Here is a 24448-nt window from a genome sequence, read left to right on the forward strand (position 1 = left end):
GGCACGTCCGGGCTTTCTGCGTTTGACTGGATTTGAGACATGACGGGAACGACACGATCGAGCAGCGGGCTGGACGACCGCCGCAAGCGGCTTTTGTTCCGCTGCTGGCACCGCGGCACGCGCGAGATGGACCTGATCCTCGGCCGCTTCGCGGATGCCGAGATCGGCAATCTGTCCGACGCCGAGCTCGATCAGCTCGAGACGCTGCTCGAGGTCAACGATCCCGATCTCTATGCCGCCATCACCGGTGACAAGGTGCTGCCCGCCGATGTCACCGGCGCGCTGTTTGCCCGCATCAAGGCCTATCCGATCGCGGACCGCGACGCATGAAGCAGGCAATGAAATCTCCGGCCGAGCTGCTTGCGCCCGGCCGTGTGCTGACGCTCGCCAATGTCGCGGAAGGCGCCGAAGGCCTTGTCGTCTCCGATCTCGCCCGCGCCATCGCGGCGCGGCCGAAGAAGCCGGCCGTCAGCCTTGCCGTGGTCTGCCGCGACGGTCCGCGCATGCAGCAGCTCGAACGCGCGCTGCAGTTCTTCGCTCCCGATCTGCCGGTGCTGACTTTCCCGGCCTGGGACTGCCAGCCCTATGACCGCGTCTCGCCGCATGGCGGCATCTTGGCACAACGCCTGACCACGCTGGCACGGCTGGCCTCGCTCACCGGCAGCGACAAGCCGCTGATCGTGCTGACCACGGTGAACGCGGTGGTGCAGCGCGTGCCGGCGCGCGAGCTCGTCGCGGCGCAGGCGCTGTCGGTTGCGCCCGGCAACGTGGTGCCGATGGACACTATCGTCGCCTGGCTCGAGCACAACGGCTACAACCGTTCCTCGACCGTGCGCGAGCCCGGCGAATACGCCGTGCGCGGCGGCATCCTCGATCTGTTTCCGGCCGGCCTCGATCAGCCCGTCCGCTTCGATTTCTTCGGCGACAGCCTGGAATCGATCCGCTCCTTCGACGCCGAGACCCAGCGCACGCTGCTCGACATGCGCTCGCTCGACCTGGTGCCGATCTCGGAATTCCAGCTCGTCACCGACACCATCCGCCGATTCCGCATGGGCTATGTCGCCGAGTTCGGCGCGCCCGAGCGCGACGATGCGCTGTATGAGGCTGTCAGCGAGGGCCGCCGCCATCCCGGCATGGAGCACTGGCTGCCGCTGTTCCAGGATCGGATGGACACGCTGTTCGACTATCTGCAAGGCGCGCCCATCGCGATCGAGCCGCAGGCCGAGGACGCCGTCCGCGAGCGCTTCAAGCAGATCCAGGACTATTACGAGGCCCGCCGCGACGCCATGGAGCATCCCGGCGGCGGCGCCATTTACAAGCCGCTGCCGCCAGACCGGCTTTATCTGACCGGCGAGGAATGGACCAAGCGCGAGAGCGACATGCCGCTGCTGCGGCTGACGCAGTTCTCGGTTCCGGCTGACGGGACCAGTGTCGTCGACGCCGGTGCCCGCAAGGGCCGCGATTTCGCGCCGGAGCGCAACGACACGACCGTCAACGTATTCGAATCCGTGGTCAGCCATGTCATGGCGCTGCACGCCCAGCGCAAGAAGGTCGTGATCGCGCTCTGGAGCGAAGGCTCGCGCGACCGCATGAATTCGATGTTGCGCGACCACAAGTTGGCCCACACCACCAGCGTCAACTCCTGGCGGACGGTGCAGGCGACCCCGCGCAACGAGACCATGCTCGCCGTGCTCGGCCTCGAAAGCGGCTTCGAGACCGACGAGATCGCGCTCATCAGCGAGCAGGACATCCTTGGCGACCGCCTGGTGCGGCCGCGCAAGGCCAGCCGCAAGCTCGACAATTTCATCTCGGAGGTGACGAGCCTTGCCGCGGGCGACATCGTCGTCCACGTCGATCACGGCATCGGCCGTTTCATCGGCCTCCAGACCCTCGATGTCGCGGGTGCGCCGCATGACTGTCTCGAGCTGCATTATGCCGCCGAAACAAAACTGTTCCTGCCGGTCGAGAACATCGAGCTATTGTCACGCTACGGCTCGGACCAGACCACGGTCGAGCTCGATCGCCTCGGTGGCGGTGGCTGGCAGACCCGCAAGGCCAAGCTCAAGAACCGCATCCGCGAGATCGCGGGCGAGCTGATCAAGATCGCCGCGGCGCGCCATCTGCACGAAGCGCCCAAGCTGCCGGTGCAGCAGGGCCTCTATGACGAGTTCTGCGCGCGCTTCCCCTATGACGAAACGGAGGACCAGCTAGGCGCGATCGAATCCACGCTGAAGGATCTCGAACTTGGCCGTCCCATGGACCGGCTGATCTGCGGCGACGTCGGCTTCGGCAAGACCGAGGTTGCCTTGCGCGCAGCCTTCGCCGTCGCGCTCGAAGGCAAGCAGGTCGCCGTCGTGGTGCCGACCACGCTGCTCGCGCGCCAGCACGCGAAGACCTTCACCGAGCGCTTCAAGGGCTTTCCGGTCAACGTGGCGCAGGCCTCGCGCCTGGTCGCGACCAAGGAGCTCAATCTCGTCAAGAAGGGCATCGCCGACGGTTCGGTCGACATCGTCGTCGGCACCCACGCGTTGCTCGGCAAGGCGATCAAGTTCCGCGACCTCGGCCTCGTCATCGTCGACGAGGAGCAGCATTTTGGCGTCACTCACAAGGAGCGGCTGAAGGCGCTGCGCTCCGAGGTGCACGTGCTGACGCTGTCGGCGACGCCGATCCCGCGCACGCTGCAACTGGCGCTGACCGGCGTTCGCGAGCTCTCGATCATTGCCTCGCCCCCGGTCGATCGCCTCGCGGTGCGCACCTTCGTCGCCCCGCATGATCCGCTGATGATCCGCGAGGCGCTGCTGCGCGAGCGCTATCGCGGCGGCCAGGCGTTCTACGTGGTGCCGCGCATCGACGACCTCGCCGAGGTCAAGGATTTCCTCGACAAGAACGTGCCGGAGATGAAGGTCGCGGTCGCGCACGGCCAGATGCCGCCCGCGGTGATTGAAGACATCATGACCGCGTTCTACGACGGCAAGTTCGACATCCTGCTGTCCACCACGATCGTCGAGTCCGGCCTCGACATTCCCAACGCCAACACGCTGATCGTCCACCGTGCCGACATGTTCGGTCTGGCCCAGCTCTATCAGCTGCGCGGCCGCGTCGGCCGTTCCAAGCTGCGCGCCTATGCGCTGTTCACACTGCCGTCGCAGCAGAAGATCACGGCGCAGGCCGAGCGCCGGCTCACGGTGCTGCAATCGCTGGAGACGCTGGGCGCCGGCTTCCAGCTCGCCTCGCACGATCTCGACATTCGCGGCGCCGGCAATCTGCTCGGCGAGGAGCAGTCCGGCCACATCAAGGAGGTCGGCTTCGAGCTCTATCAGTCGATGCTGGAGGAGGCGATCGTCAACCTCAAGGCCGGCGTCTCCGAGCCCGCCGCCGACCGCTGGTCGCCGTCGATCACCATCGGCATGCCCGTGCTCATCCCGGAGGATTACGTCGGCGATCTCTCGGTACGGCTGTCGCTGTACCGGCGTCTGGCCGATCTCGACACCGAGGAGGAGATCGAGAATTTCGGCGCGGAGATGCGCGATCGCTTCGGCGTGCTGCCGGACGAGGTGCGCTACCTCTTCAAGGTCGCCGCGATCAAGGCGTTCTGCCGAAGGGCCAATGTCGGCAAGATCGACGCCGGCCCGAAGGGCGCCGTCATCGCCTTCCGCGACAATTCCTTCGCCTATCCCGACCGCCTGGTGTCGTTCATCCGCAGCTACGGCCAGGCCGCCAAGGTGCGGCCCGACATGAAGGTGGTGTTCCTGCAGGACTGGGAGACGCCGGAAGAGCGTCTCGTGGGGACGACGGAGATCATGCGGCAGCTGGCGCAGCTCGCGGAGAGCAAGAAGGCGGCGTGAGGATCGGGCGAGAGGTGCCGTAGGGTGGGCAAAGGCGCTGTGCGCCGTGCCCACCATCTTTCAATAATTATCAGGCGTGGGCACGCTTCGCTTTGCCCACCCTACGGCAGCGAGGTTGTAACTACGACGCCGCTCGCGACGCATCCGCGGACAGCCGCCCCAGCAACGACCTTGCCGTATCCGACGGCGACAGCGAATCCACGCTGACGACGGGCTCGCTGCGCATCTCGTGCTTGCCGTTGGAGGTGTGACGCATCACCGCCGAGAGGCGGCGGGCGATCATGTGGGCGGTGCGGAAGTCGGTTTCCGCGAACACGACGATGACCGAGCCGTCCTTCTGCGCGGCGCCGAAATCCATCTGCCGCATCAGGCGGCTGAGGATGCGGGCAGCATCGAGCTGGGCGCGGGAATTGCCGGGGTCGAAGGCGAAGCGTGCGACGGAGAGACCGCCGCCGCGGGCCAGCGTCTGCTCGACCGCTTTGGCGAAATCGCGGGCGAAGGCTTCGACCGTCAGCAGGCCGCTGCGCGGATCGAGCCAGCCGCCGGCATCGATCGAGCGCAGCGTGCGGCTCAATTGTGCTTCCATCGCATGCTGGCGGATCAGGGGCAGTGCATTGGCCGCGACCTTCGCCGGCTCGCCCGGGATCAGCTCGAGATTGGGCAGGTCGTAAGTCTGCGTCAACTGGTGCGCGGTGACGACGACGGGCAGGCTGCGAAAGCGGGTGTCCTCGGCGAGCACCGTGAGAAAGGCGTCGGTGACGCGCGCGGTAAAACCCTCGGCGAGCACGACGCCGTCGAGGTCGCGGGTGTTGAGGTGTTTCGCGGCGGCCTCGATCGAGAGCGCGCCGACCACGCCGGCGCGTTCGCCGAGTGCGACAGAGAGCGCGGGATAGGCCGAGCCGCGGCCGATCAGGAGCACGGTGGCATCGCGGGCCGGATCGCCTTCCGGCAACGCGACCTTCACTTCCGGCAGCCGGCGCAGCACCGTGGCGTGCAGGGTGCGCACGCGCAAGGCGGCGCGAAGCCGCGCGATCAGGCGGTCGGAATTGCCGCCGCGCGAGGAGAACGGCAGGGCGTTGTGAGGCAGCATGCCCATCGCATCGAGGGCCACGAAGGGAAGGTAAAGCGGCTGGTCGGCGATCTTCTTGGCGAGCGGCGCAATATGCGGCTCGTGACCGCCGGACATCTGGGCGAGAACCGCGGCCGGCTGGACCTGCTCGACCGCGCGCGCTGCGCTGGCCCAGTCGGTGTCGACGACGGGAAAGAGCCGGGCCTCGTCCAGCGCCGCAATGAAGGGCGGCCGCTCGGCATTGGACACAAACAGGATCGGGCCCGCCTGGGACATTCGCAAACTCTGATCACGCGACAGATGCCCCGCAATCTAGTTTGGCCGCCTTAATGCAGCGTCAACGCACCAGGCGAAACTGCGGCTAGACCGGGCCGGAACGGTCGCGAAAAGCTTCGACCATCAGGGGGTTAAGCCCGAGCTCGCTGAGCGCCTCGCGGGCCCGGGTATTGTCCTGGGCGCGTCCGGCCAGCCGGTGGCCGGACAGCCGATCGGGCAGCGCGGTGAGCAGGGCGCCCTGGCCGAGCCGGCGTGCCCATTCCTGGAGGTCGTTGGAGAGGAAGCGGTAGCCGCCGACGGCCATGATACCGGAGGGGGGCGCGGTGATGCAGATTGCGCCGCTCGGACGGTCGAGCCGGGCGGCATAGCCGGTGTCGACATAGTCTCGCGGCGGCTGCGCGATCAGCGTGTCGCCGACCGGCTGCGGCGGGGCATAGGCCGCGATCGGCACCATCGCGCCGCGCAGGCCGAGCGTGCCCTTCGGCGTCAGCAGGATCTCGCCGGCAATGGACGAGCCGGATTGCTCACGCGGAGCGCCATGCGGCCCGGGCATCACCGCAACGGGCATGCCGTCCTCGCCGCGGCGGGCGCCGAACAGCCCGGCCTCGCCGAACAGGTAGACGTCGGTCAGCGGGGCATGTGGCGCGATCCAGGCATCGCTCGCCGCCACCTGCTCGGGCGCGCGCCACAGGCCGACGACGTTGCGCAAGGTCGGCATCCGCGCCGCCAGATCGGCATCGCCGAGCCGCAAGGCAAGCTGCGCCGGCGCGATCAGCACCTCGCATCCATGCTCGTTGATCTGCTGCTCCAGCACATCATTCTCGAACGGATGATGCAGCGCCAGCGCGCCGCCGGAGAGCAGCCACACAGCAAGCGAGGAGGCGAGTCCTGCGAACGACATCGGTGTGAATGCCGCCATCACGGTCGCGCCCTGCCGGATGTCGGCTTCCAGCGACATCGCAAGGCCACCGGCGATCACGCTGAAATGCGGTCGCGGTACCGGGCGAAAGCCTTCCGCGGTGACGTCGAAGGAGATCATCGCCGCCTTGCGGCCGTCCTGGATCACGGCGCGCGTGGTGCCCGGCGGGCGGGCCAACACGTCGTCGAGCGAAGCCATGCCTTCGGGCAGATCGGTGCCGAAGCCGCAGACGTGACGGATCGAGAAGGCTTCGGCGGCCGCATGCATCGCCAGATCGGCATAGCTGACGCCGTCGACCGTGCTCATGGTGACGATCGCGCGCGCCGCGGTGCGGTTGAGCGCGGCGGTGAGTTCCGCGTGCCGCCAGAGCAGCGGCAGCACGGCGACGACGAGGCCGGCGCGATGGGCGGCGAGCACCGTCAGCATGAACTCGACCGTATTGGGCAGCTGGATGGCGATGACGGAATTGGCCGGCAGGCCCGATTCGACGAAATAGGCCGACAGCGCCTCGATGGCCGTGTCTGCCTCGGCGTAGGTCATCCGCCGCGGCTGATGCCCGGTCACGCGGGCCTTGTTGAGCGGGTCGAGCAGGGCGGGCGCGTGCGGCTGCCGCATCAGCGTGCGCTGAAACAACGTGTCGAGCGTCGGCGATATTGCTGGCTGGTTCACGGCGTCACTTTGCTTGATGAGCTTGCGGCTGCCCCTTCGACCACCAGGTCTCCGGCAGATAGCCTGAGAGCGAGGTGGCCTTGGGCCGTTCTATCCGATTCCAGCGCGCGATCCATTGCTCGGATACGTTAAACAGGGGGATTGTGTAGAAGCCCGCGATCAGGGCGCGGTCGAGCGCCCGCACCGACGAGATGAAATCCGTATGTTCACGGGCCTCGAGCAGGGCGGCGATCATGGCATCGACCGCGCCATCCCTGGCGCCCATGTAGTTGCGCGTCCCCGGATTGTCCGCGGCAGCGCTGCCCCAATAGAAATATTGCTCGTTGCCGGGCGACAGCGACTGGTCCCAGCGGTTCTGGATCATGTCGAATTCGTAAGCGAGCCGGCGCTGGTCGAACTGCACGGGATCGACGGTTCGCACGCTCGGCTCGATGCCGGCGCGCTTGAGGTCGCGCTGGAACGCGAGCGCGATGCGTTCCTGGTCGCGGGTCGTGACCAGGATCTCGAAGGTGAAGGGCGCCTTGGTCTTGCGATTGCGCAGCACGGTGCCGTCGAGCTCGTAGCCGGCGTCCGACAAGAGCTTCAGCGCCGCGCGCAGCGTGGTGCGATCGCGTCCCGATCCGTCGGTCACCGGCAGACGGTAGCTGCCGTCCATGACATCGGAGCGAATTTGCGCGGCGAAGGGTTTGAGCAGCTCGCGCTCGCGCGCGTCCGCAGGCCGGCCATAGGCCGACAGGTCCGAGCCGGCGAAATAGCCGGCCACGCGCGAATAAAGTCCGAAAAAGTAGTTGCGGTTGACCAGCTCGAAATCGAACAGAAGCGTCAGCGCCTGGCGCACGCGGATGTCGGCGAAGATCGGACGGCGGGTGTTGAACACCAGGAATTCGGAAGGTTGCGGCAGACCCGGCTTGACGGTGTCGCGGATCATTTCGCCGCTTTTGGCGGCCGGAAAATCATAGCCGTCGTGCCAGCGCAGCGGCTCGTGCTCGACGCGAAAATCATAGAGGCCGCGCTTGAAGGCTTCGAACTGGCCGTTGGCCTCGCGAAAATAGTCGAGCCGGATCTCGTCGAAATTGTAGAGCCCGCGGTTGACGGCAAGGTCGCGGCCCCAATAGTCGGGATTGCGGGTCAGCGTCACGCTGGCCCCGGGCTTCACGGCCGTGGCGCGATAGGGGCCGGAGCCAATCGGGCTCGCCAGCGTCGTCTCCTCGAAGGTCGCGACGTCGACCGCTTGCTTCGAGAGGATCGGCATCAGGCCGAGGATCAGCGGCAGCTCGCGGTCGTTGGCGCCTGCGAGGTCGAAGCGGACGGTGAGGGGATCGGTCGCCTCGGCCTTGGCGACTTTGGCGTAGTACTGCCGGTGGTTGGGGCGGCCATGATCGCGCAGCAGCTGCCAGGAGAACAGCACGTCTTCGGCCATGACCTGCTTGCCGTCGGAGAAACGGGCGCGCGGATCGAGGCGAAACGTGACGAAGCTCCGCTCGTCGTCGGTCTCGACGCTCCTGGCGAGCAGGCCATAGAGCGTGAACGGCTCGTCGTTGCCGCGCGCGAGCAGGCTCTCGACCACGTAGCCCCGCATCTGCTGCACGGCCAATCCCTTGACGATGAAGGGATTGAGGCTGTCGAAGGTTCCGAGAACACCCCAGGTCAAGCGGCCGCCTTTGGGGGCATCGGGATTGGCATAGGGCATGTGGGTGAAATCGGCCGGCATCGCCGGCTTGCCGTGCATGGCGATGGCATGGGCTTCCTCGGCCCGCGCGCCGCCAGCGGACAGCCCGAGCGCGAGCATAGAGGCAAGGACGTAAAGGCGGAGACCGGGGCCCTCGAAAAGGCGCTGGAACTTGAACATCGGCACACGTTGATTCGAGGACCGGCTAGCCTCGAATCCTATCACAGGGAATTTCACCGGGCGCAGCCGCGGATGTGGCCAAAGACGGTTGTCGGCATTGATCTTTTCGTCGGCCACGTTAAGAAGGCGGGCAATCGCGCAAGAGCGCCGAGCCCGTCACTTATCTGCCTCAATTGACGGGAAGAGAGCCGCGCCCAAGGCGGCTTGGTTCGGCGCTTCGGAGCGGTTCGGGCGCTTCCCGTTCAGAAAGGGTTTTCCGCAATGAATTTCCGTTACTTGGCCGCGTCCGTCCGGCCGCGTGGGCGACTTCTCGCCCTGTTGACGGCGACGGCGTTGGCCGTTCCGTTTGCCGCCGAGGCCCAGACCCCGGCGCCGGCCCCGGGTGCGCCCAAGGCGACTCCGGCCCCGAAGGCGCCTCCCAAGGCCGCCCCGAAGGTTCCGGCACCGGCCGCTCAGGCCCCCGCCCAGCAGGCCCCCGCTGCAGGCGCTCCGGCGCAGCAGGGCGCGGCTCAGCCGGCGGATCAGCAGATCCAGCTGATCTACGCCCCCTGGACCAAGTTCTGCCTGAAGGGCCAGGACGCCAACGCCAAGCAGGTCTGCTTCACCGGCAAGGACGGCCGCATCGAATCGGGCCAGCCGGTCATCGCCGCCGTGATCATCGAGCCGGAAGGCGAGCCCAAGAAGATCCTGCGCGTGACGCTGCCGCTCGGTATGCAGCTCGTGCACGGCACCCGCATCATCGTCGACAGCAACGCGCCGCTGCAGCAGCCCTACGTGATCTGCTTCCAGAACGGCTGCATGTCCGATTACGAGGCGACGCCCGAGCTCATCAACAGCATGAAGAAGGGCCAGAATCTCGTTGTCCAGGCAATCAACGCCAACGGCGCGCCGCTGACCCTGCCGCTGCCGCTCGCCGGCGAATTCCAGAAGGCCTATGACGGTCCGCCGACCGATCCGAAGGTGTTCGAGGAAAATCAGAAGAAGCTCCAGGAAGAGCTTCAGAAGAAGGCTGATGAGCAGCGCAAGAAGCTAGAGCAGAGTGGTGCTGCCCCAGGGGCCGCTCCGGCCGGCCAGAAGTAATCGGGACCAGGGTCCTGGACATGAAAAAGGCGCTCTCACGAGCGCCTTTTTTGCTAGCCGTCTGCCAGTGAAATTCAGTTCAGCGAGGGATTGCGCGGGCGGTAGCCGCCATCCTTGTTCTTGATGAAGATCTCGGCCACCTGCGAATGCCGGATCGGCTCGCCGGATTCGTCCGGCAACAGGTTCTGCTCGGACACGTAGGCGACGTATTCGGATTCCGCGTTCTCCGCGAGCAGGTGGTAGAACGGCTGGTCCTTGTGGGGCCGCACCTCCTCGGGGATCGACAGCCACCACTCCTCGGTGTTGTTGAATTCCGGATCGATGTCGAAGATCACGCCCCGGAACGAGAAGATCCGGTGGCGTACGACCTGTCCGATCTGGAATTTGGCGGTCCGCGCTTTAATCATTCCCCGTCGATAGACCAGGATTGTGGCCGATGCTAGTGGCCTCATCTGGAATTAACGTTCACTTCAGGGGCAGATAGCCCCCAAGTCTTCAGAAAATACTTCACCGATGGTCGATATCCTCAATCTGGCGCTACCTTATTTCGGTTTGATCTTCGTCGGTTTTGCCTGCGGCAAGGCCAAGTCTCTGCCGGAATCGGGCCTCGCCTGGATGAACTTCTTCCTGCTCTACGTGTCGCTGCCGGCGCTGCTGTTTGCGATCATGTCGAAGACGCCGTTTGCGGAATTGAACAACCCGCCGTTCCTGGTCGCGACCACGCTGTCGACGGTTGCGGCATTCACCCTGGCGCTGGTGGTCGGCAAGGTTCTGGGACGGCTGACATTGCGCGAGGCGACGCTCGCAGGTCTCTCCGGCGGCTACGGCAATATCGGCTATATGGGTCCTGGCCTGGCGCTCGCTGTGCTCGGGACCAAGGCTGCGGCGCCGACCGCGCTGATCTTCTGCTGCGACAGCATCTTCCTGTTCACGATCGTGCCGCTCCTGATCGAGCTCTCCGACCGCGACCATCCCTCGATCGTGCATGCCTTCGGCGTCGTGCTGAAGCAGATCGTGCTCAACCCGCTGATCATGTCGGCCTGCTTCGGTGCCGCGGTCGCGGCGCTGCATATCGAGATGCCGGTCGCGCTCGACCGCACCATCACCTTCCTCCAGAACGCCGCCGCTCCGACCGCTCTGTTCGTGCTCGGCGTGACCGTGGCGCTGCGTCCGTTCGACCGGGTGCCGTGGGAAGTGCCGGGCGTGATCGCGGTCAAGCTCCTGATCCATCCGCTGGCGGCGTTCGGCCTGATGCTGGCGTTCGGCCCCTTCGCGCAGCCCTGGGCTGCGACCGCCGTGCTGATGGCCTCGCTGCCGCCGGCGCTGAACGTGTTCGTCATCGCCCGGCAGAACGATGCCTGGATCGAATCCGCCTCCGTCGCGGTGCTGCTCGGGACCTTTGCATCCGTGGTCACGCTGACCAGCGTGATGTGGCTACTTCAGAGCGGACGGCTGGTGTTTCCGTGAGAGCCAGAACTGCTGGCGATACGAACGGTGCGCCCCCTCTCCCGCTTGCGGGGGAGGGTTGGGGAGGGGATATCTCCACATTGGGATTGTCTGAAGTCTGCAGAGAAAATCCCTAAAAGGAGAGAGCCCCCACCCGGCGCTTCGCGCCGACCTCCCCCGCAAGCGGGAGAGGTTGCACCGAGCCCGCGGCTCGATCGAACTTAATCCAATTCATCGCGCGCTATCGCGCCTGAGAAACTACCTTCGCCAGGTCGGCGTCAGGCCTTCGCGCATCGCAAATCGCCGGAGCGGGCCGATGGCGCCGAGCAGGTGCATGCCCACGGCGCGGACCGGCTGGAGCGGCAGGAAATCGTTGAGCAGCGAGCGGTTGGCGATGTCGATCGCAAAGGTGCGGCTCAAAACGTCCGGACGCCGCGCGCGGTCGTAGCGCTTGAGCAGGTCGGGCGAGCCGGGATCCTGGCCGGCTGCGATGACCTCGCCCGCGAGCCTGGCAATGTCGGCGGCATCGCGCAGGCCGAGGTTGAGGCCCTGGGCACCAATCGGCGGAACCACATGGGCTGCTTCGCCGACCAGCGCAATGCGGTCGCGGCCGAAGGATTTTGGACGTTCGATCGCGAGGGGGAAGAGGTTGCGCCCGGGCTCGACGGTCATGCGCCCGAGGATCGAATGCGACTGCTTCTCGATCGCGGCCGACAGCTCGGCATCGCTGAGGCCGCGGAGCCGTTGGGCCTCCGCAGGCGCCGAGACCCAGACGATGCTGGAGCGGTCGCCGGGCAGGGGCACGAACACGCAAGGGCCATGCGGCGTGTGGAACTCGGTCGAGACATTGCGATGCGGCCGCGTGTGACCGACGTTGAAGGTCAGCGCGGTCTGCGTTAGCTCGCGCCGCGTCACCGCGATGCCGGCAGCTTCCCGGCACAGCGAATGCCGGCCGTCGGCGCCGACCACCAGGCGGGCCGAGAGAAATTGCGCGGAGGCGGTGCGGACCGCGACGTCGTCGGCTTCGATGACGACGCTTTCAGCCTCGTCGTCGAAACGGACGAGATTGGGCAGCTCAGCCGCACGCGCTTCCAGCGCCAGCATCAGCGAGCGGTTGTCGATGTTGTAGCCGAAGGCGTCGAGCGCGATTTCGTGACAGGAGAACCGGACCTCCGGCGCGCGGAACAGCCGGCCGGTGTCGTCGACGAGGCGCATGACCTCCAGCGCGGCGGCCTTATCCTTGCAGCGGGACCAGACGTCGAGCGTCTCCAGCAGTTCGACGGAGGCGCCGAGCAGCGCGGTGGTGCGGTTGTCGGCATAGGGAATGCGCCGCGCCACCAGTGCGGTCCGGGCACCCGCCTGCGCCAGCGCGATCGCTGCAGCAAGTCCGGCCGGTCCACCGCCGATCACGGCGGCGTCATGGAGTGTCGATGCGTCTGTCATGGAACGACAAATGACACGCCCGGCGGCAAATTCAAGCCCGCTGATTCCGCCTGATTTTCTGACGGATCGTGCGACCGGGCGCCGCAATGGCGGATGTGCAAACCGGCCTCATTCTGATAGCAGAAGCCATGGATACCCAGCAGGATTCCCTGAAGCCGAAACCGGCGATCCGCGCCGCGGCCTTTTCGGTGCACATCTTCACCGCGTTCGGCGCGGCGATCGCGCTATTGGCGATGCTGGAGGCCGTGCGCGAGCACTGGGCGGCGATGTTTCAATGGTTGGGCGTCGCCCTGATCATCGACGCGGTCGACGGGCCGATCGCGCGCCGGCTCGACGTCAAGAACGTGCAGCCGAACTGGTCGGGCGACGTGCTCGATCTCGTGGTCGACTTCGTCACCTATGTCTTCGTGCCGGCCTACGCGATCGTCGCCAGCGGCCTGCTGCTGCCGGTCGCGGCGCCCTTGCTCGGCGTCGCCATCATCGTCACCAGCGCACTATATTTCGCCGATCTGCGCATGAAGGCGGACGACAATCATTTCCGCGGCTTCCCGGCGCTGTGGAATGCGGCGGCGTTCTATCTGTTCCTGCTGCACTGGCCGCCGCTGTGGTCGACGCTGCTGGTGGCAGCGCTCGTCGTGCTGACCTTCGTGCCGTTTCACGTGCTGCATCCGGTCCGCGTCGTGCGGCTGCGCTGGCTGACGATGTCGCTGATCGCGATCTGGGCGCTGCTCGCCCTCTACGTGCTGGAGATGGATTTCCGCGTCGGCGCCGGCGTCACCGTCGCGCTCTGCGCGATCGCGCTCTGGATCAGCTTCAGCGATGCGTTGATACGACTGGTAAGATCCTTCGCATGATGCATCTGTTGACCAGCCCCGAAGCCTGGGCCGCGCTGCTCACCCTGACTGCGCTCGAGATCGTGCTCGGCATCGACAACGTCATCTTCCTGTCGGTGATCGTCTCGCGCATCCCCCAGCAACAGGCCGATCGCGCCCGCAAGATCGGGCTCGCTCTCGCGCTGGTCTTCCGCATCATGCTGCTCAGCGTCCTGGTCTGGCTGATCGGCCTGACCGCGCCGGTCTTTTCATTCAAGGGCTCGGACTTCTCCTGGCGCGACCTCATCCTGATCGGCGGCGGCCTGTTCCTGATCGCGAAGGCGACGCACGAGATCCACGCCGAGGTCGAGGCCGATGACGGCGAGGGCGATCAGAAATCCGGCGGTAGCGCCTTCTTCTGGGTGATCATCCAGATCATCGTCATCGACATCGTGTTCTCGCTGGATTCGATCATCACCGCGATCGGCATGGCCCAGGACGTCGAGATCATGATCGCGGCGGTCGTGATCGCCTGCCTGATCATGTACATTTCGTCGGGCCCGGTGTCGCGCTTCGTCGCGGAGCATCCGACCACGAAAATGCTGGCGCTGGCGTTCCTCGTGCTGATCGGCGTCGCGCTGGTCGCGGACGGATTCCAATTCCATATTCCGCGGGGCTACATCTATTTTGCAATTGCGTTCTCGGCGGCCGTCGAATTCTTCAACGTGCTGGCCAAGCGCAATCGCAGGAAGACCAGCACGCCGTCGGTTTAGGCGTTCCAGCTACATCGAGTTGACAAGGCGGGCGCGATGTCTTTCGCTGGCCTTTGAGAAGAGGAGGTCAGGTGATGACCAAAGCGGTCCGTGTGCACAAGGTCGGGGGCCCAGAAGCCCTGGTCTATGAGAGCGTCGATGTCCCGGCGCCCGGCCCCGGCGAGGTGCGCATCCGCCAGCATGCGGTCGGCCTGAACTTCATCGACGTCTATTACCGTACCGGTCTCTACAAGGCGCCGGGGCTGCCCTTCATTGCCGGCAACGAGGCCTCGGGCGAGGTCATCGCCGTCGGGCCCGGCGTGACGCATTTCCATCCGGGCGATCGCGTTGCCTACTACCACAATCTCGGAGCCTATACCGGCGAGCGCAACATTCCCTGGGAGAAGCTGGTCAAGCTGCCCGATCACATCACCCACGAGCAGGGCGCCGTGCTGATGCTCAAGGGCCTGACGGTGTGGTATCTCCTGCACAAGACTTTCAAGGTCGAGCCGCATCACCGCGTGCTGGTCCATGCCGCCGCCGGCGGCATCGGCCTCTTGGCCTGCCAATGGGCGAGGGCGCTCGGGGCCCACGTCATCGGCACGGTCGGCTCGCGCGAGAAGGCCGAGCTCGCCGAGGCCAATGGCTGCGATCACGTCATCCTCTACAACGAGGAGGACTTCGTCGCGCGCGTCAAGCAGATCAGCCGCAATGAGGGCTGCGACGTCGTCTATGACGGCGTCGGCAAGGCGACCTTCCCGGGCTCGCTGTCGTGCCTGAAGCCGCGCGGCATGTTCGTCTCCTTCGGCAACGCCTCCGGGCCGGTGCCGCCGTTCGCGATCGCCGAGCTCAACAATCACGGCTCGCTGTTTGCGACGCGGCCGAAGCTCAACGATTACGTCGGCACGCGCAAGGAGCTGCTCGAAGGCGCCGACACGCTGTTCGCCGCCGTGATCAACGGCAAGCTGCACGTGCCGATCAACCACGCCTACGCGCTGAAGGATGCCGCGAAGGCGCATATCGATCTCGAAAGCCGCAAGACCACGGGGGCTTCGATTTTGAAGCCGTAGGTTCCCGTCATTGCGAGCGAAGCGAGGAAATCCAGAACTGTCTCCGCGGATCCTGCTCTCGTAGGGTGGGCAAAGGTGCGTAGCGCCGTGCCCACCATTTCTGAGTGGTGGGCACGCTTCGCTTTGCCCACCCTACGGTACTGCCTCCAGGAGAACGAGACAGTTGCTACGCCACGCGCCGTGCCGCGCCGGCCTTGGTCAAGATCCCATCGAGACAATCGATCATCTCGGCGATCTCTGCCTTCGCGACGTTCAGCGCCGGCATGAAGCGCAGCGTGTCGAGCTGCGGCGCGTTGAGGAGCACGCCTTCCTCGAACGCCTGCGCGACGATGCCGGGCGCGATCGGCAGCTTGAGGTCGAGCGCGAGCAGCAGCCCGCGTCCCCGCACACCGCCGAGGCCGTGCCGGGCCGAGACCTTCTGCAGCTCGCTCTCGAGCAGGAGGCCAGTCTCGGCGACCTGCTTCAGGAAGTCGGGCTTGCTGACCTCCTCGAGCACGGCGAGCCCCGCCGCGCACATGATCGGGTTGCCGTTGAACGTGCCGCCCTGGTCGCCGTGCTCGAAGCACGAGGCGCGTTCGGTTGCGAGCAGGGCAGCGAGCGGCACGCCGCCGCCGATACCCTTGCCGAGCGTCACGATGTCGGGCGCGATGCCGGTGTGCTCGTAGTGGAAGAGTTTTCCGGTCCGGCCCATGCCGGTCTGGATCTCGTCGAAAATGAGCAGCAGGCCGTGCGCATCGGTCAGCGCGCGTAGCTGCTGAAGGAACGCATCGGTCGCCGGCCAGACGCCTGATTCACCCTGGATGGGCTCGAGCATCACCGCGACGGTGTTGTCGTTGATCAGCTTCTCGACCGAGGCGATGTCGTTCAGCTTCGCCTTCTTGAAGCCTGATACTTTCGGCTCGAACAGCGGCTCGAACGCCTTCTTGCCCGAGGCCGACATCGTCGCCACCGTTCGGCCGTGAAAGCCGCCTTCGAAGCTGATGATCTCGAACGCGCCGCCTTTGTGCAGGCTGCCATATTTGCGCGCGAGCTTGATCGCGCCCTCGTTGGCTTCCGCGCCGGAATTGGCAAAGAACACCTGGTCGAAGGCGCTGTTCGCGACCAGCGCTTGCGCCAGCTTGAGGCTCGGCTCGTTGTAGAACGCCGGGCTCGGCGTCAGCAGCCGCCTGGCCTGTGCGGAAAGCGCGTCGGCAACCGCGGCCGGGGAGTGGCCGAGGCAGTTCACGGCCCAGCCCTGCACGAAATCGAGATAGCGCTTGCGGCCGTCGTCCCAGAGGTAGGAGCCCGCGCCGCGGACGAACACGGCCTTGGGCCGTGCGGTGATGTCCATCAGCGCGTCATACGGATGCGTGGTCATGTCGAACTCCTCTGGAGGCGGGTGGAAAACGGGCGCAAAAAGCAGAAAGGCCGCACCTTGCGGGTGCGGCCTTTCTCGAAAACTTCAGCTGAATTCAGTGGTTCAGCGGCGTCGTCGGACATGGCGCACCCTCTCATCGTCGCGGGAGCGACGACGGAGCATTTCGGTGCGCAGGTGGGTCCGGAAATTGATCATGGGGCGCGTCCGTACAGCCGAATAGCAGGGCTTGTCAAGCAGGCTTTTTGCAGGATGCTCGCCAAGCGTGCATCGTCACGTCGGGTGCGCGGCCTCCACGGCCTCTTCATCGCCCCAATCCGCGTCCGCGATCGCGGTGTCGATCAGCTCACCGCGCAGCAGCTTGAGCGGCGAACTCCAGTACAGCGCGATGTTGTGGAAGGGGTCGGTCAGCACCTTGAACACCCAGACGAGGCCGGTCGTGACGTCACGCGTGGCGAAGAGCTGGAGCATGCGGGCAAGACCGCCACTGACGCCGATCGCGAGCCAGAGCGTGCCGACGTGACGGACGAAATCGAGACGCGTGGCGGGCGGATCGAACAGCCCGAACAGGGAAGGGAACGCGTACAGCGCAACCGGCGCGCTGCCCCACACCAGCAGCAGGACGATCTTGCGGGTCTGGTTGTAGCCGACCTTGACCGCTTCCTTGTAGTCGTTGCTGACGTCGTTGACGGTATCATAGCCGTTCGGCTCGAAGAAGAAATGCCCGGTCTGCCGCGTCAGCATCGCAAGCCAGCCGACGATGCCCGCGAGCGCTGCGTCCTTGAACAGCAAGGCGTAGCAGCCGAGAAAGATCACGGCGCTGACGAGATGCAGGGTCTGGTTGACGGTGCTCTGGTGGTAGAAGCGGTAATCGTCGAAGCGCTGCCTGCGCAGCATGTTCGAGAGACGGCTCATTCTCATTCCTCGCTCGCGTTGAAAGGCGCGGCAGAACTAGGACGAGTCCGTGACCTCTGCGTGAATGCACTATAGTGTCACATTCCTGCGTGACGGTTACTCGACGCCGTAATGCGAGAATACATCGGCGATGCCGGCATTGATTGCCGTTGCGGCCGCGATGTCGCGCTCGGCGCCTTCACCGTCACCCTTCTTGCGCTTCGCCAACCCGCGGCCGTAGAGCGAGCCGTCGAGCCTCGGCTTGATGCTCAGCGCGGCATCGTAATCGGCAATCGCCGCGTCGAGGTTGCCGAGCTTCAGATGGGCGAGGGCGCGGCTGTCCAGCGTGTCGGCATCGTTGGGAGCCATCTTCAGCGACTGCTCGCAATCGGCCAGCGCCTCCTGCAGGCGGCCGACGATCGCGCGGGTGAAGCATCGCGAATTGAACACGTCCGCACGGCTCGCATTCGCTCTAATGGAGCGGTCGTAATCGTCGAGCGCCAGCGTGTAGTCGTGCGTATCGAAATACATGTTCGCGCGCGCATAGAAGTCGCGGTCGTTGTTCGGACTGAGATCGATCGATTTGGCGAAATCGGCCAGCGCTCGGGGACGGTCGCCGCGGTCGCGATAGACGCGAGCGCGGTTGCCGTAGGCCGGCCCGTAGTTCGGGTTGAGCTTGATCGACAGATCGAAGTCCGCAAGTGCGCTCGCGTCGTCGCCGTGGTTGCTGAAGGCGGTGCCGCGATTGAAATAGGCGAGCGCGAAATTCGGATCGAGCTTGATGGCCTGATCGTAGTCGGCCATCGCGCGCTCGTACGCCTTGTTGTGAATGTGGGAGTTGCCCCGGTTGTTGTAGTAGAGCGGGTCGCGGGCGTTCAGCCGGATGACACGCGTGTAGTCGGCAATGGCGTGATCTTTCTCGCCGAGATCGTCATGGGCAATTCCCCTGTTGTACCAGAGGTCGGAATGCCCAGGATTGAGCTCGATCGCACGGTTGAAGTCCACCAGCGCACGCGCGGCGTCGCCCTTGCGCCGAAGCATCTCGCCGCGATTGGCGAGCGCATGCACATCGTTGGGATTGGCCTTGAGCACGGCCGAGCAGCCCTCGATGCGCCGTTCCTCGTGGCCCACGTCGTCGTCCTCGTAAAACCATTGGCGCAGCTGTGCGGCTGAGGGGGATCGCGCCGCGGCGGGGGCGGACAGCGCGAGCAGGGCCATCGTAAGGCCGATGGCCGACAGCTTGAACCAAATTGCTGATGTTTCGTCGTATTCCATTTGCGTGCCGCATCGAAACCATTGCGCCTCTAGCGCGTTTGTGATCGAAGGACGCGACTTGGTTCGAACCGGAAGCAATTCGGGCGAGACCAAGAGGGACGGGACCAACCAGACAGTTTTCAGCCTTGTCCGATACGCCTTATCCCATCGACCTCGACAGCATTCGCGGCGCATTTCCGCCGGGTATCGAAGCGCCGCCGCTGCTGGTCGACTTTGCCACCTGGCTCAAGGGGCGACCCTGGGGCAGCGTCGGCTGTTTCTCGCTGCAGGGCCAGTTCTCGGATCACGCGCCGATCACCGACGGCAGCCCCTTGCGGGACAGGTTTTCGCTGTTCATGCGGCTGCCGGACGGCTCGGCCGTCGGCGGCTGGTACGGCGCCGGTCTCGACCGCGACAATCCGCCGATCGTGGGACTGGGCTCGGAGGGCGACTACGAGCTGCTGGCGCCGAGCCTCGACGGCCTGCTCGCCAAACTGACGTCGCAACAATTCGACAATGCCTGGAGCGATCTCAAGCCGCATGACGAGGTCGAGCCGCAGACGGTCGAGCTCGCGCAATGGCTGGCCGGACGGCCGCTCGGCGAGCCGGCGACGCCCGACGACAATTCGTCGGAACTGCCTGACTTCCGCGGCTTCATGGAAAAATGGAGCCGGGATCGCGAAGACTACTGGGCCAATCACCGCCTGATGGCCGAGCTCGGCTGGCGGCTGGCCGCCCATCTGCCCAGGGGAAAGAAGCCCTGGGACCGGACGAGATTCGAGATCGCGATCGTCGGCAAGCAATACGAGGCGCGCGTGCTCTCGCACGGACCACAGCCGTTCGAGGAAGCCGCCTCGATCGAATCCCTGCTGCGCGACCTGCGCGAGGAGATGCGCCGCGCCCAGCCCGAGCTTGGCCTGTGGTACGCGATGAATTTTGGGCTCTATGCCGACGGCCGCGTCATGCCGAATTTCGAATACGATCTACGCCCGACCATCGACGGCGAGCCGGCGCTGCTCTCCGAGGCGAAAGCCGACCTCGCCCGCGCACCCCGGCCTGAGCGCTGGGTGCCGAAATGGCTGGCGGCCTCCTGAACCTTCGGAATTCCGCGGGGCTGCCGTGCAGCCGGGCGCGCCGAGACCTTCCGCTGATCGCGCCATCAGTGCGTTCTAGCCCTTGCTTGACCTCGCGGGGACGGCACCTTCGAGCCCTCTTGACTTAGAGCGCGCTCGAAGGGGTATCTGTACGTGCGTCAGTACGAGAACGGGCACAAATGAAGATCGGCGACCTTGCAAGACGAACCGGCTTGTCGACTCACACGCTGCGCTATTATGAGCGCATCGGGCTGCTTCCATACGCTGACCGGGATCGCTCCGGTCAACGTGATTTTGACGCATCAATCCTCACATGGATCGAATTCCTCGGTCGGCTCAAGACCACCGGAATGCCAATCCGGGACATGTTGCGTTACGCGGCGCTTCGTGATGACGGCGACGCCACCGGGCCAGCCCGGCGGCAGATGCTGGAAATCCATCGCGAACAGGTTCGCACGCAGATTGCCGAACTCCAGGAATGCCTGCTCGTCCTTGATACCAAGATTGCCGGCTACGCCGGCGACGAACAGAGGACGAAGGAAAATGACGCACGCCCAAACACACGCCGAAAGCCGCTTCGATCGCGGCCAGCGGGCCCTGTCACGCATTGACGGCAAGGCCGGCGAAAAGGTCGTCGCCTCACTCGCCGACATCGCTCCTGATTTCGCACGATACGTGATCGAGTTTCCCTTCGGCGACATTTACTGCCGCCCGGATCTCGGCCTGCGCGATCGAGAGATCGCGACGATCGCCGCGCTGACGGCGCTCGGAAATGCCGCGCCTCAGCTCAAAGTGCATATCGAGGCGGGGCTGAACGTCGGGCTTTCTCGCGACGAGATCGTGGAGATCATCATGCAGATGGCCGTCTATGCTGGCTTCCCGGCGGCAGTGAACGGGCTGTTCGCAGCCAAGGAGGTGTTCGCCGCGCAGAACGGACAGCAGGCGTCGGGAGACGCGACATGACGAACGTCGGCGCGGTGTATCGTGCATCGCCATAGTTCAGCGCACGCAGCCTGAACGCGGGCTGGTGGAATGGCTGACGCGCGCGCCGGTCTCGCCTGCGAACGCTGGGGACCGCAATGGCTGGCGGCGTCTTGGAGTCTCAGAACCCCGCGACGCTGCCGTGCAGATCGTACTGGTCGGCGCGCTCGATCTTCGCGGTGACGATCTCGCCGACGCGCAAGGGGCGGCGGCTCGTCAGATACACCGCGCCGTCGATCTCCGGAGCATCGGCCTTGGAGCGGCCCTTGGCCACCGTCGGGCCGACCTCGTCGATGATGATCTGCTGGCGGGTGCCGACCTTGCGCTTCAGCCTGCGCGCGGAGACCTTCTGCTGGCGGGCCATCAGCGCGTTGTAGCGCTCCTGCTTGACCTCTTCCGGCACCGGGTTCTCGATCACGTTCGATGTCGCGCCGGCAACCGGCTCGTATTTGAAGCAGCCGAGCCGATCGATCTCGGCTTCATCGAGCCAGTCGAGCAGATAGGCAAAATCGGCGTCGGTCTCACCGGGGAAGCCGACGATGAAGGTCGAGCGCAAGGCAAGATCAGGACATTCCTCGCGCCAGCGCTTGATCCGCGCCAGCGTCTTGTCCTGTGCCGCCGGGCGCTTCATCGCCTTCAGCACCTCGGGGCTTGCATGCTGGAACGGGATGTCGAGATAGGGCAGCACTTTGCCCTCGTTCATCAGCGCGATGACCTCGTCGACATGCGGGTAGGGGTAGACATATTGCAGCCGGACCCATGCGCCGAGCTCACCGAGCTCGCGCGCGAGGTCGAGGAATCTGGCGCGGACCTGGCGGTCCTTCCACGGGCTCTCGGCATATTTGAGATCGACGCCATAGGCCGAGGTGTCCTGCGAGATCACCAAGAGCTCCTTGACGCCGGCGCCGACCAGGCGTTCGGCCTCGCGCAGCACGTCATTGGCCGGACGCGAGACGAGGTCGCCGCGCAGCTTCGGAATGATGCAGAAGGTGCAGCGGTTGTTGCAGCCCTCGGAGATCTTCAAATAGGCGTAGTGGCGCGGCGTCAGCTTGATGCCCTGCGGCGGCACCAGGTCCAAATGCGGATTGTGAGCGGGCGGCAGCGCGCGGTGCACGGCGTCCAGCACGCTCTCGTATTGCTGCGGACCGGTGATCGAGAGCACGCCGGGATAGGCCTGCTCGATCTGCTCGGGTTCCGCGCCCATGCAACCCGTTACGATGACCTTGCCGTTCTCGGCCATGGCCTCGCCGATCGCCGACAGCGATTCCTGCTTGGCGCTGTCGAGGAAGCCGCAGGTGTTGACGATGACGATATCGGCGCCATCGTGCTTGCGGGCGAGCTCATAGCCCTCGGCGCGCAGGCGCGTGATGATGCGCTCGGAATCCACCAATGCCTTGGGACACCCGAGCGACACGAAGCTGACCTTGGGCGCAGCCGTCTGATCCATATCCAAATCTGCCTGATTGACCGGCCTGAGCTAGTCCCAATTGCCCACAATTACAACCCTTTGCAGGGCGTTCCGGCGTGCTATGGATGAATCACCTGCCGTGAGTGAGCTATGAGCGCCGAACAGTCGCCCAAAATCGTGATCGTCGACGAAAGCCCGATCCGCGCTGCGATCCTGGAGGAAGGATTGCGGGAGGCCGGATTCACGCAAGTGGTCCATATCCGCGAGATGCAGAGCCTGCTTGCCCGTATTTATGCGGTCGACCCCGATATCATCCTGATCGATCTCGAGAACCCCAGCCGCGACGTGCTGGAGGCGATGTTCCAGGTCAGCCGCGCCGTGAAGCGGCCGATCGCGATGTTCGTCGACCAGAGCGATTCAGCCTCGATCCAGGCCTCGGTCGAGGCGGGGGTATCCGCCTACATCGTCGACGGGCTGAAGAAGGAGCGCATCAAGCCGATCCTCGACCTCTGCGTGTCCCGCTTCAACGCCTTTGCCAAGCTCCAGGAGGAGCTCGAGCGCACCAAGTCGCAGCTCGAGGACCGCAAGATCATCGAACGCGCCAAGGGCATCCTGATGAAGGTGAAGGGCCTCACCGAGGACGAGGCCTACGTGCTGCTGCGCTCCACCGCCATGCGCGAGAAGAAGAAAATCGGCGAGATCGCACAGTCGATCATCACCGCGTCGGAGATGCTGAAATGACCGTTCCCCTCCGCATCGGGTTCATCCCGCTGGTCGATGCCGCAGCGCTGATCGTCGCCGTCGACAAGGGATTTGCCGCCGCCGAAGGGCTCGAGGTCGAGCTGGTGCGCGAGGTGTCGTGGTCCAACGTCCGCGACAAGCTCAATATCGGCCTGTTCGACGCCGCTCATCTGCTCGCGCCCGTGGCGATCGCATCCTCGCTCGGGCTCGGTCACGTCAAGGTGCCGATCGCCGCGCCCTTCAGTCTCGGCATCAACGGCAACGCGATTACGGTGTCGCCGGCGCTCCATGCCGCGCTGATGGAGGAGATCGACGGCGACCGTTTCGATCCGATGGCCACGGCGAAAGCGCTGGCGAAGGTGGTTGCCAAGCGGCGCAAGGCGGGTGCCGAGCCGCTGACTTTCGGCATGACCTTCCCGTTCTCGACCCACAATTACCAGCTGCGGTTCTGGATGGCCGCGGCCGGGGTCGATCCCGACGAAGACGTCCGCCTCGTGGTGCTGCCGCCGCCCTACATGGTCGACAGCCTCAAGAGCGGCCATGTCGATGCGTTCTGCGTCGGTGCGCCCTGGAATTCGATCGCCGTCGATCTCGGCATCGGTCACATCCTGCATTTCGTTTCCGACATTCTGGTCCGCGCGGCGGAAAAGGTGCTCGCCGTCCGCCAGACCTGGGCCGACAAGAATCCGGACGTGGTCGCTGCGCTGGTGCGCGCAGCAGTGAAGGCCGCCGCGTTCATCGAAAGCCCTGAGAACCTGACCGAGGCCGCGCAGATCCTGGCGCAACCCGAGCGGATCGGTGTCGATGCCGAGGTGATCCAGCGCTCGCTCGTCGGCCGCCTGAAGATATCGCCCGAGGGCGAGGTGCGCGAAAGCGGCCGCTACCTGCTGGTGGGGCGGGAAGAGGCGGGGCGGCCCGATCCGGTCCAGGCCGCCTGGCTCTATGCGCAGATGGTGCGCTGGGGGCAGACGGTGCTCAGTCCGGAGGGCGTCAAGACGGCGATGGCCGTTTTCAGGCCCGACCTCTACGATGCGGCCCTCGGCCGCCGGCCGCCCGAGCAGGCTCCCGCCGCGTTCGGGGCATTCGCGGGCCCGGTGTTCAATCCCGACGACATCCAGGGGCATCTTAGGGCCTTCGAGGTCGGGCGATGGAAGGCTTGATTCGGGTCTGCGTATTTTTTAGGCAGTAAGTTTCATTGCCCAAAGTTTGATCCGGCTGCCCGAATTTCGTGAAAGCTTGCCGCCCGGGAATTCCCGGGGTGGCGCCTAATCATCTGAAATAGCGATATTTTCCATTTTGGCCAAGCTGGCACGCAACTTGAATGTTGCAGTGCGGCCAGCTTGTCACAGGTGCCTGCTGAGCCGAGTCCCGCAGCAACGAAGCTGATCGGACCGTCGGGAAACGAAGCCGGCTCTTAAGGGCCAGCCCAGTTCCTCGCGGGTCGCGCCAATGTCCGTCGATGCCACCCAGGTGGCCGCAGGAGCTTCGTTAC

The 24448-nt window shown here is 65.3% G+C and carries 21 protein-coding genes; 12 read left to right on the forward strand and 9 right to left on the reverse strand.

Annotation, left to right across the window (positions count from 1 at the left end; translation table 11 throughout):
- Window positions 1–39: 39 nt before the first annotated feature.
- Both GGD67_RS25640 and mfd read left to right on the forward strand, forming a co-directional pair.
- The gene (locus GGD67_RS25640; protein WP_179736662.1) at window positions 40–330 is read left to right on the forward strand and encodes a succinate dehydrogenase assembly factor 2; all 291 of its coding nucleotides are present in this window, start codon (window positions 40–42) and stop codon (window positions 328–330) included.
- The gene (gene mfd, locus GGD67_RS25645) at window positions 327–3845 is read left to right on the forward strand and encodes a transcription-repair coupling factor (RefSeq protein ID WP_179736664.1); all 3519 of its coding nucleotides are present in this window, start codon (window positions 327–329) and stop codon (window positions 3843–3845) included. The genes GGD67_RS25640 and mfd overlap by 4 nt, the downstream gene beginning before the upstream one ends.
- 121 nt (window positions 3846–3966) lie before the next feature.
- Here the strand turns inward: mfd and GGD67_RS25650 are convergent, their stop codons facing one another.
- The 3 genes from GGD67_RS25650 to GGD67_RS25660 all read right to left on the reverse strand — a co-directional run bounded on the left by GGD67_RS25650 (window position 3967) and on the right by GGD67_RS25660 (window position 8627).
- Window positions 3967–5190, reverse strand: coding sequence for a GGDEF domain-containing protein (locus GGD67_RS25650; protein ID WP_179736666.1), 1224 nt, complete (start codon window positions 5188–5190; stop codon window positions 3967–3969).
- 85 nt (window positions 5191–5275) lie between these two features.
- On the reverse strand, window positions 5276–6778 hold the full coding sequence (locus GGD67_RS25655; RefSeq protein WP_179736668.1) for a class I adenylate-forming enzyme family protein: 1503 nt from the start codon (window positions 6776–6778) through the stop codon (window positions 5276–5278).
- 4 nt (window positions 6779–6782) lie between these two features.
- Window positions 6783–8627, reverse strand: a complete 1845-nt coding sequence (locus tag GGD67_RS25660) for an extracellular solute-binding protein (protein ID WP_179736670.1) — start codon at window positions 8625–8627, stop codon at window positions 6783–6785.
- Window positions 8628–8888: 261 nt separating this feature from the next.
- On the opposite strand from GGD67_RS25660, the gene GGD67_RS25665 reads away from it, so the two are divergent.
- A complete protein-coding gene (locus GGD67_RS25665; protein WP_179736672.1) occupies window positions 8889–9707 on the forward strand; it encodes an invasion associated locus B family protein in 819 nt (272 codons plus the stop codon).
- 74 nt (window positions 9708–9781) lie between these two features.
- Here GGD67_RS25665 and hspQ read toward each other — a convergent pair whose 3' ends face one another.
- Window positions 9782–10114: a heat shock protein HspQ gene (gene hspQ / locus GGD67_RS25670; protein ID WP_018317973.1), complete on the reverse strand. Its 333-nt coding sequence runs from the start codon at window positions 10112–10114 to the stop codon at window positions 9782–9784.
- Between the two features lie 106 nt (window positions 10115–10220).
- Here hspQ and GGD67_RS25675 point away from each other — a divergent pair, with 106 nt between their 5' ends.
- The gene (locus GGD67_RS25675; RefSeq protein WP_018317974.1) at window positions 10221–11174 is read left to right on the forward strand and encodes an AEC family transporter; all 954 of its coding nucleotides are present in this window, start codon (window positions 10221–10223) and stop codon (window positions 11172–11174) included.
- Between the two features lie 237 nt (window positions 11175–11411).
- Here the strand turns inward: GGD67_RS25675 and GGD67_RS25680 are convergent, their stop codons facing one another.
- A complete protein-coding gene (locus tag GGD67_RS25680; protein ID WP_179736674.1) occupies window positions 11412–12596 on the reverse strand; it encodes a UbiH/UbiF family hydroxylase in 1185 nt (394 codons plus the stop codon).
- A gap of 86 nt (window positions 12597–12682) precedes the next feature.
- On the opposite strand from GGD67_RS25680, the gene pcsA reads away from it, so the two are divergent.
- The 3 genes from pcsA to GGD67_RS25695 all read left to right on the forward strand — a co-directional run bounded on the left by pcsA (window position 12683) and on the right by GGD67_RS25695 (window position 15230).
- Window positions 12683–13450 (forward strand): phosphatidylcholine synthase, encoded by a 768-nt coding sequence (pcsA, locus tag GGD67_RS25685; RefSeq protein WP_026201945.1) that lies wholly within the window; start codon window positions 12683–12685, stop codon window positions 13448–13450.
- Window positions 13447–14181 (forward strand): TerC family protein, encoded by a 735-nt coding sequence (locus tag GGD67_RS25690; RefSeq protein WP_018317977.1) that lies wholly within the window; start codon window positions 13447–13449, stop codon window positions 14179–14181. Before pcsA ends, GGD67_RS25690 begins: the two co-directional genes overlap by 4 nt.
- A 74-nt stretch (window positions 14182–14255) precedes the next feature.
- Window positions 14256–15230: a quinone oxidoreductase family protein gene (locus GGD67_RS25695; RefSeq protein ID WP_018317978.1), complete on the forward strand. Its 975-nt coding sequence runs from the start codon at window positions 14256–14258 to the stop codon at window positions 15228–15230.
- A gap of 166 nt (window positions 15231–15396) precedes the next feature.
- On the opposite strand, the gene GGD67_RS25700 is transcribed toward GGD67_RS25695, so the two are convergent.
- The 3 genes from GGD67_RS25700 to GGD67_RS25710 form a co-directional block, all read right to left on the reverse strand.
- Window positions 15397–16587, reverse strand: a complete 1191-nt coding sequence (locus tag GGD67_RS25700; RefSeq protein ID WP_179736676.1) for an acetylornithine transaminase — start codon at window positions 16585–16587, stop codon at window positions 15397–15399.
- A 270-nt stretch (window positions 16588–16857) separates the two neighbouring features.
- Window positions 16858–17499: a hypothetical protein gene (locus GGD67_RS25705; RefSeq protein ID WP_179736677.1), complete on the reverse strand. Its 642-nt coding sequence runs from the start codon at window positions 17497–17499 to the stop codon at window positions 16858–16860.
- A 96-nt stretch (window positions 17500–17595) separates the two neighbouring features.
- On the reverse strand, window positions 17596–18753 hold the full coding sequence (locus tag GGD67_RS25710; RefSeq protein ID WP_179736679.1) for a tetratricopeptide repeat protein: 1158 nt from the start codon (window positions 18751–18753) through the stop codon (window positions 17596–17598).
- A 125-nt stretch (window positions 18754–18878) separates the two neighbouring features.
- On the opposite strand from GGD67_RS25710, the gene GGD67_RS25715 reads away from it, so the two are divergent.
- From GGD67_RS25715 to GGD67_RS25725, 3 genes are all read left to right on the forward strand, one after another.
- Window positions 18879–19826: a hypothetical protein gene (locus GGD67_RS25715; protein WP_179736682.1), complete on the forward strand. Its 948-nt coding sequence runs from the start codon at window positions 18879–18881 to the stop codon at window positions 19824–19826.
- Window positions 19827–20005: 179 nt separating this feature from the next.
- Window positions 20006–20437: a MerR family transcriptional regulator gene (locus GGD67_RS25720; RefSeq protein WP_091963536.1), complete on the forward strand. Its 432-nt coding sequence runs from the start codon at window positions 20006–20008 to the stop codon at window positions 20435–20437.
- Complete coding sequence (locus tag GGD67_RS25725) at window positions 20370–20789, forward strand: carboxymuconolactone decarboxylase family protein (RefSeq protein WP_018317982.1); 420 nt, start codon at window positions 20370–20372, stop codon at window positions 20787–20789. Before GGD67_RS25720 ends, GGD67_RS25725 begins: the two co-directional genes overlap by 68 nt.
- 139 nt (window positions 20790–20928) lie before the next feature.
- Here the strand turns inward: GGD67_RS25725 and rimO are convergent, their stop codons facing one another.
- Entirely contained in the window at window positions 20929–22254 is a 1326-nt protein-coding gene (gene rimO / locus GGD67_RS25730) for a 30S ribosomal protein S12 methylthiotransferase RimO (protein WP_179736684.1), read from the reverse strand.
- A 111-nt stretch (window positions 22255–22365) separates the two neighbouring features.
- Between rimO and GGD67_RS25735 the strand changes: the two genes are divergently transcribed.
- On the forward strand, window positions 22366–22956 hold the full coding sequence (locus GGD67_RS25735; RefSeq protein ID WP_008564898.1) for an ANTAR domain-containing response regulator: 591 nt from the start codon (window positions 22366–22368) through the stop codon (window positions 22954–22956).
- Complete coding sequence (locus GGD67_RS25740; RefSeq protein ID WP_179736686.1) at window positions 22953–24116, forward strand: CmpA/NrtA family ABC transporter substrate-binding protein; 1164 nt, start codon at window positions 22953–22955, stop codon at window positions 24114–24116. The genes GGD67_RS25735 and GGD67_RS25740 overlap by 4 nt, the downstream gene beginning before the upstream one ends.
- Window positions 24117–24448 lie beyond the last annotated feature (332 nt).

Origin of the sequence: Bradyrhizobium sp. IAR9 (assembly GCF_013408065.1) — a bacterium.
GTDB lineage: Bacteria > Pseudomonadota > Alphaproteobacteria > Rhizobiales > Xanthobacteraceae > Bradyrhizobium.